The sequence below is a fragment of the Rapidithrix thailandica genome, from assembly GCF_039710355.1.
GTDB lineage: Bacteria > Bacteroidota > Bacteroidia > Cytophagales > Flammeovirgaceae > Rapidithrix > Rapidithrix thailandica.
The window spans coordinates 372792-385826 of record NZ_JBDKWZ010000005.1; the positions used below are offsets into that span (position 1 = coordinate 372792).

The following is a 13035-nucleotide window of genomic DNA, read 5'->3' on the forward strand; positions in this document are numbered from 1 at the left end:
TAAAAAAACAAATCCAATGAAAAAGCAACTTGTACGGGTATTTGTGAAAGGAGGTGCTTTGTCTCCGGCCGATTTAATGAAGGTGCTTACCACTGCGGAAGAGAATTTTGGCTGTGAGTATGTGCATTTTGGCTCCCGGCAAGATATGATTTTTCCGGTAACGGAATACAAAAAAGAGCTGCTGGATGAAACGTTTCAATCCATTCAGACGGCTTACGAATATGAACTACAAGGGGAAGAAACCTATCAAAACATCGTTTCATCGATGATGACGGTAGACATGCTTCCCAATACCTATTGGATGCATACTGATACGTATTATTATATCCTTGAGGCGTTTGATTACTTGCCAAAATTGAAAATTAATATATGTGATCCCCAACAAAGTCTGGTGCCCTTGTTTACCGGTCAATTGAATTTTGTTGCCAGCGAATATGACAATTATTGGTATCTCTATCTGGGTTTCCCGGAATACGGTCAAAAGCTACAGGTATGGCCGGAGTTGGTATTCAGTTTTGATATTGCCAAGTTAGCCAAAGCTTTGGAAGAGTTATATTTTACGCATTTGGGCTTGCCTGTGGAAGAGCTTTATGCCATTTTAAAAGAAGTAGCACCGGTAAACGGGAAAAAAACAGAGGAGGATTTACAAATACCCGATGGTCGCTTTCCTTATTATGAAGGCATGAATAAGATGGCCGGAGACAAATACTGGTTGGGTTTGTATTGGCGGAATAACCGTTTTACAATTTCCTTTTTGAAGGATGTCTGTACCCTTTGTGATTTGACACAACTCAGTAAATTTTACATCACTCCCTGGAAGTCATTCATTGTAAAAGGAATAATGGGGAAGGATTGTTTTCAATGGGAAAAACTTTGTGGAGTGAATGGCATCAATATGCGGCATTCTTCCCTGGAACTTAATTGGCACCTGCCTTTGATGGATGAGGATGCTTTGCAGCTGAAACGCTATCTGGTCAAAACTTTTGACCAGAATGATATCAGCACCTTGGGGCTTTCTTTTACCATTAAAACCCGCCCGTTGGTAGTGTTTACTTCGGTGATCATTGAAAAGAATCCTCCGAGTCAATATGCATCAGCGTACGAATTGTTGCCCTCTTACACCATATCGTATGCAAAGGATTTTAATCCGAACCAACGGGAAGTGAACGTATTTGCAAGTAGTGTAGTGAAAGAAGATTTGCCTCCTTTGTTGATGGAGTTAAGCAAATTGTATTATCAACAATTGGAAAAAGAACAGGGCACACTTCCTGAAAAGCAAAGAGAAAAAGAAACTACATACCGGGAGGTGTATCAATGTGGGGAATGTTTGTCCGTCTATGATGAGGAGTTTGGAGATCCTGATGGAGGGATAGTACCGGCAACGGTTTTTGCCGATTTACCGGAAGATTACCAATGTGCGCTTTGTCAGGCCCCCAAGGCGTCTTTTGAGCCCAGCCAAATCAACCTGGCCCATGTTCAAGATGGATGAGTGGGTAGACAGTAGAAATTTATCAAAGGCATTTAACTGCTTTTGAAAAAAATAAAAATTAATTCTAACCTAAATCAAACTCAGCAGGTTGCTTTTAGCGGTCTGGTGTATAATTTCTCGCTTTCTGATCCATGGCCCGGTAATATCACTGTTACCGGGCTATATCATTGAGATGGAAGGGAGCATTAAGCATTTTCCAAAATAAACCGGGTGAGATCGGGGGCAAGCTCCAAAATATATTCCTGTGAATTGGGGTTGAGGATGATCGTCATTTCCTGAAACTGTTCGATGACATCGCGGGCTTTAAAGCATTTAAAGCTGACATGATAAGCCTTTGTAAGTTCTTCGGCAGTAAACAAAGCGATGATTTCCTCTCCTGCTTGGTTTTTCCAGGGGGCTATCACATATCCGTTGTTGTGCTCGGTGGCTTGTACGTATACAGGACTTTCCAACAGAGCGGCAAAAAAATCCTTTTCTTTTCCATTTTGCCCAAAGAGCGAAAAAAGGTATCGGGTATTTTCCATTTTAAATCTTGTTTAGTAAAGTAGGGTCACAACCAAAGTTTTCATCCCTTATAAAGTGTTTAGCAAAGCCTTGGCTTTGTCAATTTGCGGATGTTGCTCTTTGGGAACCAGTTGGTAGATCTTTGTTGATTGATGAAGGTTCCTAAGGGCTACTATCAATTCTTCCTGTTTTATTTTTTGTTTCATCACATCCGCGTGAATTTTCTTACAGAGTTTTATATATCCGTCGGATTTGTCTTGCACCTTTTCTTGAAACTCCAAAGAAAGAGTGTAATCAAATGTATGGTAAAACCCGGATAAAATATGGGCCAACTGTAGCGCTCTGTGCTGAGCATCTGGCTCCAGTTCTGTTTGTGACAGAATACTTGGAAGTATTTTACTGTCACCAACTTTAAGAAGTGAAAGGATAAGGTTTACTATTTTTTGAGAGTTCATAGGTAAAAAAATAATTGTTGCATGTCTGATTCATGATCCTCTTTACCGGAGGGCCGTTTAGCGATAAAGTTTAAAATCAGAGTTAGTTATATGTATATCATATGCGGATTAAAAAAAAATTAACCCTTTCGTTTTCTTAAAGACCCGGATAAGTCCGTAAATGTTGCTTCGGAAGATAAGATAAAAAAAATATAAACACTCAAATGCTCTATTATGAGTCCAAAGGTAAGCTTTGGCGGAATGGTATACCTCCCTGCTTCCGGGGATTTTGAAATTTAGCTGAGTGGATGAAGAGGATAGGGTGACATATAAAAAAAACGCCAACAAAAAACTGCTGACGTTTTGGGTTTTTAAATTAAGAAAAATAGTCTTTACATACCTCCTTCGCCTCCAAAGTCTCCTCCATTGCGAAGTTGGTCGGTTTTACGTTTCTTTTGATTGATCCGGTAGGTCAAGCCTAATTGTACTACCTGTGTACTTCGTTGGTATTCGCTTTTTACAAAAAAGTCATCGTCAAAGGTTTCGGAGCGGTACTTACGTGTGGCAAATACATCCCGTACTTTTAACGAAAGGGTTCCTTTTTTAGCTAGTATATCTTTGCTGAGGGCAATATCCATAAAAGCCATTTGCTTGGTTTTTCCTTGGGTGGTTTCCCGTGGAGCCCGGTAGTTGAAAATCATCTGTATGTTCAGGTCTTTTGGCAAATCCAATTTTGTGTTTACCCGGCCAAACCAAGCATACGTATCGGTTTTGTAGCTTTCTCCAAAATTACTTCCATCGATTTGGTTGCGGAAGAAGTTTACACTTCCGTCAGCTCTCCACCAAGAGGTGATATCATGCGAAGCCGTCAATTCCAATCCGTACCATTTGCCTTCATTGAGGTTTTCCGGCTTGGTGATGGTGACCGTTTGGTCCTCATTTAACTGGCGGAGTCTTTCGATCACGTCTGTCGTGTGGCGGTAATAAATCGAAGAAGTCAGGGAAGTTTTGGTCCAGTTCTGCATAAAACCGATTTCAAACGAGTTGGTAAACTCCGGCTGTAATGCAGGGTTACCGGTCCAGATGTTTTCCCGGTTAGTATAGCTCAAGAAAGGGTTCAGACTCCAGAAAGAAGGACGTTGTACCCTGCGGCTATAGCTCCATTGTACAGAGCTGTTTTGCGTCAGGTCATAGGTGAAGTGAGCGGTAGGGAATAAGCTCAGATACTCTTTACTATTCACTTCGTTGGTTTCGATCAGTTTGGTGCTGTAATCCGTATATTCTGCCCGCACACCCAGCTGCATGGAAAACCGGTTGAATTTTTCCCCAAAGCTGGCGTATGCCGCATGGATTTTTTCATCGTATTCAAATTTGTTGCTCAAACCATCATCTCTGATCCAATCGCCTTGCTCATTCTTTCTATCCACATAATAATTGGTGTTGATATCGCGAAGGCTACTTTTTACTCCGGCTTCGATTTTACCTTTCTCACTGATAGGATGTACATAATCCGCCTGGAAAGTAAGGTTATCCTGCCCTTCTTTATTGTAAGAGTATTCTTGTTCGAATTGTGTAGGATCTTCTACATCGTTGACATAATAGCGCTGCCAGATATCCGAAATTTCCGTTTCGCTACTGGTAGAGTATTGCAGGTCCGCTTTGAGTTCCCGGCCCTTTTGCTCAAAGGTGCGCATATAACTCAAGTTGTAATCAAAGTTTGGCTCCTCTTCTTCTTCTCCTGTAAAACGCAAGCTTTTTTGAGAGAGCTTTTCCGGGCTGATATTCACTTGTTTGATTTCAGAAGTGTTATCGTCATTGCCTATCCTGTAAAGAAATGATCCGGTGAGAGTATTGTATTTATCCGGTGCATACTCAAGGCCAAAACGGGCGGTATGAGAAAGTCCTTTTCGGCTAAAGTCCTGTTTCTGATCCAGAATAGTAGTATCCGAACCGTTGTAGGTTTCCCGGTAGTTTAAGCTATGGCCTGGCATATCCCGGTAGCGAATGCCATAACTTCCGAAGAGGTTGAATTTATTTTTTCTCCAATTGAGGTTGATAGACGCATTGTGCAAATCAGGGTGCCCGACAGACACATCTACACTGCCGTTGAGGCCTTGTCGGTAATCTTTTTTCAGGATGATGTTGATCACACCAGCCATTCCCTCGGCATCGTAGCGTACGGAAGGATTGGTAACCACCTCTACTCTCTCGATCAGGTTAGAGGGAAGTTGTTGTAAGGCCTCCTGACTGCTGATTCCTACTAATCCGGATTGACGTCCATTGATCAGAATCCGGACGTTTCCACTCCCCCGTAAGTTGACGTTCCCGTCCACATCTACAGTGACAGAAGGAATATTTTCCAACACATCCGTAGCCGATCCTCCAATGCTGGACATATCTTCTCCTACGTTAAAGACTTTTTTATCCAAACCCACTTCCATGGTACTTTTCTTTCCGGTAACTTCTACTTCCGAAAGAATTTCTGAAGATGGGTGGATGGTGAGTGTACCTATTTTGGTTTTTTGGTTGGCACTCACTGTTATTTTGTTAGAGAAGGCCTCATCATATGACAAGAGCTCCGCTTTTACCAAGTAAACTCCGGGGGTTGCTTCAATCAAGAATTGTCCTGTGGCATCGGTCATTCCTCCTGACACAATGGCGCTATCAGTCGCATTCAAAAGTACGACCGTAGCAAATTCCACGGGCTTTTTGGAATCCCCATCCACCACTTTCCCCTCAACGCTTCCCTTACTTTGGGCCCATCCCCAATGTGTTGCAAGTGCTAATCCAATTAATAAAAACCATTTTAAGGAATTGTGTAGTGACTTCATTTTCTTATGTTAATCGATGTTATAAACTTTTATGGACAAAGAATAAAGTTAATTGACAGATTAAATGGGAGGCTATTAGGTATGTTGTTAAAATTGCCTAAAGAACCAATATTCAAAGCTAGCGGGGAATTTGTAATAATGCGGGCTAAATTGATTTTTTAACGAAACATTAAGAAAAATTCTCCACAAAAGGGGTGAAGTTGTTAAAACTCAGTGAAAACTGGTTTGCATCTTATGCTAGAGAAGTGGATTTATCTACATAAAAATTGGAATCAACAAAGACTACAAGCGCTTGGGATCAAATACAGGTTTATACGTTGTCGAACCTGCAAAAAGTCATGTTTGTCATATAGCTTACAAGCTTTTGTGGAAAGGAACGGTTTTGACAAAACTAAGTGGCAGGTTCCTGAAGATACGCTGCCACTTAGTTACTTAATCCAAATTGTGAGGTATTACTTGGAGAGTTTTTAGTGAAAGGATGAATGACACGTTACAGTTATATTGAAAGCATTTCTCTCAACCCACTCACTAGTTCACCCACTCACTCATTCACCCACTCACTAGTTCACCCAGTCACTCATTCACCAGGTTTCACCCACTCACCAGGCTTCCTTCCTTCACCAAAAGGTAAAATTTCCTCTTGATAAACCACAAATTGAGTCTGAGTGATGTTTGGAGTCCTTGATCAGGGGTGTTCCAATCTTTATGCTTACCAATAACAACCCTCTTCTATGTTCTGGTAGTTTTGAGGGACTTCCAGGGAAGAGGGCCTGATCCAGTGGCGGTTAAACAGTCGCGATACTTGAGGGACGCTTTCTTCCCATCGCTTTCCTTTAATGCCAAACAGTATTTGAGTGGCTCCCCCTAAATGCACGGCTTTTTTTCCGAGTCTTTTCACATGAGCGGCCAATGGCAAGCCGTATGCCCCACAACCTATCAAAGCAATATCAAAATCAATCGTTGAAATTTGATCCCGCATGGCTTGAAGTGCATCAAACCAAGTGCTATAAGCGACCGTATTGTTGGCAATGGATTGAATGGCTTTTAAGGTTTTGAGTTCAAACTCCGGTAAAACCCGAAGATCATTAAATATCCGGGTCCTTTTAGCATATTGTTGGCGTATGCTTTTTTCAAACGGATGAATGACCAGTACTTTTTTCCCTTCCAGTACCCGGCTCCAAGGGGTAGGATGATAATAGGGTTCTAAATCCTTGATCGAGACTTTGACGGCATCTTGAAAAAAGGGATACAACAGCCTTTCCTCCTTAATCCAGGAACCCAAAATATCAATAGTGCCAATATCCTCAAGCATTAATTTGCCAAAGCGGTCTAGGTGTTTTTCATCTACAGGGAAAAAGCCGGCATTGTTGCGCATATTGAAAAAATGCGCTTCGTCCCACCAAAACTTGTGAATTTCCCCTTTGATATACCGGGCTGCTTTTTGAGAAAAAGGCCAGCGTTTGTTCCGGAAATAATAAGTCAAAGTACAATTCAGCTCATTGTACCCGAAGCGGCAAATCATACTGGGTTGTGGAGAAGAAAGGCACTTGAAAATGAGTTCAGCGGCTGCCTCTCCGCTCAGTTCTACATTGCATTCACTCATCACCAGGTTGTTGTGATGTGTACGGGATTTGGTCTTGAGCCTTCGACTTAAAATCAAAGGTTTGCTATAAAGCGGCTTCATCATCATTCATAGGGGTAAAATAGTATCTTATGGATAGTCGTTCAGGCTTGAGCATAGCAAGCTTAGCACTGTGGAAATGGCACAGACATACTGCAATGAAAGCCTGATAACAAGCAAGGGGTTGGCCGCCTGTTTAACTATCAGAAATTCATCTCGAGATGGGGTGATTGAGAGTCGGTCGTTGTGCGTGTTTTTGTGGGAATACTCCTGACCTGTGGAAGTCAAGATAGCTTTGAAAAAGTCCACAAAAATGATTTGGGGTTAGTAGATGCGTCATAAGAATAGTATTGTAGATTAGGAGTGAGTTTTTATACCTTGTAAAAGGTAATTTTAGTTGTTGTGTTATTTCAAAAATACAGAATTGTATACGAAAAATGTGCAGGTATTAACAATCGTTAATGATTGTTTTACAGGGAGATATCTCTTGGATTAGGCTTTAATTTGAATGGTTTTTAATTTTTCCACACAAGACAAAAAAGAGAAAATATAAATTTCACCTTGACCGTCATTATCCCCGTCAATTTGAACGATTTCAAAAGGGATGGTTGGCGAAGGGTTAAATGAAGCAGGGAGCGGTGGACCCGGTATCGTGACAACTTCCGTATATTCCACTACTTCAAATTCAATGTTGCCTTTTTCAATGAATGAAAGTAGCTCGTTAAGTGAATCGTTTAAGACGATGCGTTTCCGGTCTTTTTTGTGAAGTACAGGCCGGGTGGAATTACATATGGAAAAACAGAAAAACCACCCTATGGCTAAGTAGTTGATTCCTTTTGTTATCATTTCGTTAATTTAAAAATCCGTATGGAATTCTTCAAGATGGGCCGTAACTTTGGTTTATGGCTAATCTGATACAGGTATTTTTTATCCGGTAAACCTGTAGTCAAGGGAACAATCATATATCTTACCTTCTTAAACAAAAACTTTTGAACTACTTCATTTTTAAACAATTTACTCATGGAAAAAAGAAAATTAGCGAATACTGAGGTAGAAGTATCAGTGGTCACCTTTGGTGCTTGGGCAATTGGCGGATGGATGTGGGGTGGTGCCGATCAAAAAGATGCGATTGAAGCAATTCATGCCGCTTTAGACCATGATATCAGCTCGATTGATACTGCTCCCGTATATGGTTTCGGGCTCAGCGAAGAGTTGGTAGGGAAAGCATTGGAAGGCAAAAAAAGAGAGCAAGTACAAGTATTGACCAAATATGGCTTGCGTTGGGATACGGACAAGGGAAACTTCAAGTTTGCCTCTCAAAATGCACAAGGAGAAGCCGTGAATATTCAAGAGTATGCCGGTAAAGAAAGTGTCATTAAGGAATGTGAAGATAGCCTGAGACGCTTGAAAACGGATTATATAGACTTGTATCAAATCCATTGGCCGGACCCTACCACACCGATAGAGGAAACGATGGAGGCGGTTCAACAACTGTTGCAACAGGGTAAAATCAGAGCGGCCGGTGTGTGCAATTATAATGTAGACCAGGTAAGCGAGGCCTTGAAATATGCTCCGATTGTTTCGAATCAAGTGCCTTATAGTATGGTAAACCGTGGGATCGAAGCCGATGTAATGCCTCAGGCAAAAGAAAAGCAAATGGGTATTTTGGCGTATAGTCCTTTGCAAAGAGGCTTGTTGACAGGGAAAATTACGCCTGACTACCAATTTGGGGAAGGAGACCATCGACCTGGCACTCCACATTTCCAACCCGAAAATTTGAAAAGGACCAATGAGTTCTTGGCGAAAATAAAACCGATTGCGGAAGAACACGATGCTTCGCTTTCGCAGTTGGTAATAGCTTGGACTTTAAGACAACCGGCTATGGCTTGTGCATTGGTGGGGGCCCGGAATGCCCAACAAACCATCGAAAATGCTAAAGGCGGTAGGCTTAACTTATCGGAGGAGAGTCTGGCAAAGATTAACCGAGAACTTGCAAACTTGGAACTGGTATAAGTAAAGAAGGGTTGATAAACAGCCTAAATATATACGGGGTGATGTCATGACATCACCCCGTATATATTTGAACGGACCGTTATCGTTGGGCCTGGAGTGGATTGTTAACCATAATTAATTGGCCGTTTTCAAATTTGAATACGGGAACTACCTGATTGTCATTCTTCCCTTCATAGCTAAAGCCCGTATAAATCATTCCCTCTTCAGGAGCTTCAAAATAGATAGCCTGTCCGAAAGAAGTCCCATGCTTTTTCATCATCTTTCCAAAATAATACATGGTTTCAAAACCGCTAAACGCAAAGTTGGAGGGTAGTACCTGAACCTTTTCAAGGTATTGATTCGTAAAATGCTTGGTAGTGTTCGAATGGTACTTTTTGTATTCCGGGAAAAAGATATGGACATTGGATTGTTCCAACTGATCATAACTGATTTGAGGAAACTCAAACCATTCTTTAGGCACAAAAACAGGCACTTTTACCTGAAGTTCTTGCAAGGCACTGATCACATTGGAAGCTGCTACCGGCTCGGTTACACTGACAAATACATGTGAGGTAAAGGCGGTGTCCCTACTGTGATTTTGGATTTTTCTGAAATCACGGATCAAGTTGCCGAAGCCGTTAGAAGTATAGTCAAACTGCTCGTATACTTGTACGGTTCCCCCTTTGGCTTTGAAGTTTTCCATATAGGTATAAGCCATGAGTTTTTCGTTGTCCGTTCCTCCGAATATGATATAGGCCGTATGGTTATTCAAGGTATCAAACACAAAGTCGGACACTTTTCTGGCCTGGGTTTCCAAAGAAGGCAAACTTAAAAAGGCATTGGGGTTATGGTTGGTAAAAACAGAGTTAGAACTGAAGGGGTTGACCATTACTTTGGAGTGCTTTTTGGAAAATTCGGATACCAACGGGAAGGTATTGGCGTACAAGGGGCCAATGATCAAGTCCATATACTGCATGGCAGTATCTTCCAGGATTTTCTGCGTTTGTTGTGAATCGTGTTTGGTATCGATCGCGTGGAGTTTGATATTAATGCTGTCTTTTTGAAGCCACTGGCAAGCCAATTTGATTCCCTCATAGGTATCATATACAAATTGATTGTTCCGGGCTAAAGAACGGGGATTGGTGGTTTCGTTCAAAAACGGCATCAATACAGCCACATGGTATTCGTCTTTATAGACCGATTTTTTTAACTCAAGATCGTCCAAGGGGCCGCCATTGCTATGGAATTGGTAGTAAAGCTCTTGGAATACTTCGCCATAAGAACCTTTGGAAGGAAGGCGGTAAATCTTATCTAATAGTATTTTGGCAATGACCTGATCTTTTTGAAAAGTTTTATAGAGGTAATGTACTTGATCAACCGTAAACGATTGCAGTTCCTGCTTTTTTAAATTGACAATGCTTTCCTGAAAGCCCTTCCCCTTTACCAGGTTCAAGGTTTGAATGGCCAGGTCCGGTTTGCCGGTTTTGAAGCGGACAGCGCCTAATAAAAATTTGACTTCCTCCTGATGCGGCCAAGAAGGGTGCTGTTGGAGTATTTGTTGGAGGGTATTTTCCGCTTTGGTAAACTCCCCGCTTTTAAAAGCGGCCAAGGCATAAAAGTACGAAGCGTAAATTTGATAGCTATTGCCCGGTTTTTCGATGGTTAAGGGTTGAAATACCTGTTGAGCTTGGGGGTACTTTTGTTGTTTCAGTAAACTTTTGCCATACTCATATTTATTTTTCAAATCGTCTAAAACGGATTGTTTTACCCGGGATTGGCTAAAGCTACTGAGGCTGGTAAAGAGGAGGATACTTAGCAAAAAGAATGTCCGCATCATAAGTAGTCAAGTATTAATAAATGTTGCTATGATTCATATCAAAAAAAGATAACGTTTGTACTTTGATATGATACTGATGTTGAGAAATATCTAGAGTATTCCACTAGTAAAAAAAGCAGGGGTTTAGAAATCATCTCCCCAAATTTCTAAACCCCTGTTCAATTCGCAAAATCCATGCTTTTCGAAACTCTTTTTCACAAATGTGCCAAAGAAGAAAAGAATGTGATGTTATTCAATATATTATTCCCACTCAATGGTGGCCGGTGGTTTAGAACTAATGTCATAAACGACCCGGTTCACTCCTTTCACTTTGTTGATGATATCATTACTGATTTTTGCCAAGAATTCATATGGCAAATGGCACCAGTCAGCCGTCATTCCGTCCAGGCTGGTAACGGCCCGTAAGCTGACCACGTTTTCATACGTTCGCTCATCTCCCATTACCCCTACTGACTGCACGGGCAATAAGATAGCCCCGGCTTGCCATACCTGGTCGTACAAACCATGGTCTTTGAGACCTTGGATAAAGATATAATCCACCTCTTGAAGGATGCGTACTTTTTCCGGGTTGATGTCACCCAGGATACGGATTCCCAAGCCTGGTCCCGGGAACGGGTGTCTGCCTAAGATAGCGGCATCTATTTGCAAGGATGTACCCACTCTTCTCACTTCATCTTTAAAAAGGGTGTTCAAAGGCTCCACCACTTTCAAGTGCATGTAGTCAGGCAAACCGCCTACGTTATGGTGAGATTTAATGGTAGCAGATGGGCCTTTTACAGAAACCGATTCAATGATATCCGGGTAAATGGTTCCTTGCCCCAGCCATTTTACATCTTTTATTTTATGGGCTTCTTCATCGAAGACTTCAATAAATACCCGGCCAATTGCTTTGCGCTTTTGTTCCGGGTCGGTCACATCACGCAAGGCATCGTAAAATTTATCTTTGGCATCTACTCCTTTAATGTTCAATCCCATATGTTTGTAGGATTCCAACACACTTTCGAACTCATTTTTACGGAGCAGGCCATTGTCTACAAAAATACAATACAAGTTTTCACCAATTGCCTTATGCACCAGAATAGCGGCCACTGAAGAATCCACACCACCGCTCAAGGCCATCACTACTTTGTCATTGCCAAGTTGCTCCTTCAGAGCTTTTACGGTGCTGTCAACAAAAGTATCGGGAGTCCAGCTTTGGCTGCATCCACAGATTTTCACCACGAAGTTTTGTAAAACTTCTTTTCCATCGGTAGAGTGCGTGACTTCCGGGTGAAATTGCAGGCCAAAGGTTTGCTCCCCTTCGATATGGTAAGCCGCTACTTGTACACTCTCCGTACTGCCGATGACTTTAAATTTTTCAGGTAGGTCGGTAATGGTATCACCGTGTGACATCCATACTTGTGAGCCTTCTTTGATATTTTCCAATAAAGGGCAGCTTTGATCGATAAAGCTCAAATTTGCACGGCCATACTCTCGGATTTCGGAGGGAGCTACCTTGCCTTTGGACTCAAAAGCGGTTAACTGTGCACCATAGCAAATGCCGAGTAAAGGGAGTTTGCCACGGTATTTATATAAGTCAATATAAGGGGACTCGGTATCCAACACAGAGTGCGGGCTTCCGGATAAGATGACCCCTTTTACCTCCTCATCCAATACAGGAAGGTGGTTAAAAGGATGGATTTCACAATACACATTTAACTCACGTACTCTCCTGGCAATCAATTGAGTGTACTGTGAGCCAAAATCGATGATATAGATTTTCTCCGCCATGCTGCAAAATTAGAAAAATAACCTAAACTGTATGTATCAATTAATGTATAGCCTCTGTATAAATGCTGTTTTATCTCTTCCGTAGATATCTTCAAGGAATATTCCGGGAAGGGCTTGGGAAGGAGTTGCGTTACTGGTAAAAAATAAATGCCATAACCTTGAACAAGGATTATGGCATTCATTGCGAACGCTGCATTGATTACTTTTGAGCTCTTTTGTATTTCTGGTTGAATTTCTCAACACGACCAGCTTTACTGATGAACGAACGCTTACCAGTATAAAACGGGTGTGAGGCAGAGCTAATTTCCACTTTGATTACTGGATAAGTGCTACCGTCTTCCCATTCTACGGTTTCATCTGAAGTCATCGTAGACCGAGTCAAAAACTTATGGCCACTCGTCAGATCCAAAAAAACAACCTCTCTATACTCTGGGTGAATATCTTTTCTCATTTCTCAATTGCTATTTTATGCCATGAAAATTTAAAAGAAGTGCAAAGATACTTATAATATATAAGAAGTCAAATAACTAATAATGAACAATTCTGAAAAACAATGA

The 13035-nt window shown here is 41.5% G+C and carries 10 protein-coding genes; 2 read left to right on the plus strand and 8 right to left on the minus strand.

Features of this window, described 5'->3' with window-relative positions; genetic code table 11:
• Positions 1-16 precede the first annotated feature (16 nt).
• Positions 17-1489: a rubredoxin gene (locus AAG747_RS11075; RefSeq protein ID WP_346821232.1), complete on the plus strand. Its 1473-nt coding sequence runs from the start codon at positions 17-19 to the stop codon at positions 1487-1489.
• A 185-nt stretch (positions 1490-1674) separates the two neighbouring features.
• On the opposite strand, the gene AAG747_RS11080 is transcribed toward AAG747_RS11075, so the two are convergent.
• The 5 genes from AAG747_RS11080 to AAG747_RS11100 all read right to left on the minus strand — a co-directional run bounded on the left by AAG747_RS11080 (position 1675) and on the right by AAG747_RS11100 (position 7725).
• On the minus strand, positions 1675-2013 hold the full coding sequence (locus tag AAG747_RS11080) for a hypothetical protein (protein ID WP_346821233.1): 339 nt from the start codon (positions 2011-2013) through the stop codon (positions 1675-1677).
• A gap of 48 nt (positions 2014-2061) precedes the next feature.
• A complete protein-coding gene (locus AAG747_RS11085; RefSeq protein ID WP_346821234.1) occupies positions 2062-2448 on the minus strand; it encodes a hypothetical protein in 387 nt (128 codons plus the stop codon).
• A 371-nt stretch (positions 2449-2819) separates the two neighbouring features.
• Complete coding sequence (locus tag AAG747_RS11090) at positions 2820-5258, minus strand: TonB-dependent receptor domain-containing protein (RefSeq protein WP_346821235.1); 2439 nt, start codon at positions 5256-5258, stop codon at positions 2820-2822.
• 709 nt (positions 5259-5967) lie between these two features.
• Positions 5968-6948: a hypothetical protein gene (locus tag AAG747_RS11095; protein ID WP_346821236.1), complete on the minus strand. Its 981-nt coding sequence runs from the start codon at positions 6946-6948 to the stop codon at positions 5968-5970.
• Between the two features lie 423 nt (positions 6949-7371).
• Complete coding sequence (locus AAG747_RS11100) at positions 7372-7725, minus strand: hypothetical protein (protein ID WP_346821237.1); 354 nt, start codon at positions 7723-7725, stop codon at positions 7372-7374.
• Positions 7726-7899: 174 nt separating this feature from the next.
• Between AAG747_RS11100 and AAG747_RS11105 the strand changes: the two genes are divergently transcribed.
• Entirely contained in the window at positions 7900-8892 is a 993-nt protein-coding gene (locus AAG747_RS11105) for an aldo/keto reductase (RefSeq protein WP_346821238.1), read from the plus strand.
• Positions 8893-8971: 79 nt separating this feature from the next.
• On the opposite strand, the gene AAG747_RS11110 is transcribed toward AAG747_RS11105, so the two are convergent.
• The 3 genes from AAG747_RS11110 to AAG747_RS11120 form a co-directional block, all read right to left on the minus strand.
• A complete protein-coding gene (locus AAG747_RS11110) occupies positions 8972-10708 on the minus strand; it encodes an ABC transporter substrate-binding protein (protein ID WP_346821239.1) in 1737 nt (578 codons plus the stop codon).
• 240 nt (positions 10709-10948) lie between these two features.
• Positions 10949-12478, minus strand: coding sequence for a glutamine-hydrolyzing GMP synthase (guaA, locus tag AAG747_RS11115; protein WP_346821240.1), 1530 nt, complete (start codon positions 12476-12478; stop codon positions 10949-10951).
• 199 nt (positions 12479-12677) lie between these two features.
• Positions 12678-12929 (minus strand): type B 50S ribosomal protein L31, encoded by a 252-nt coding sequence (locus tag AAG747_RS11120; protein ID WP_346821241.1) that lies wholly within the window; start codon positions 12927-12929, stop codon positions 12678-12680.
• Positions 12930-13035: the final 106 nt, after the last annotated feature.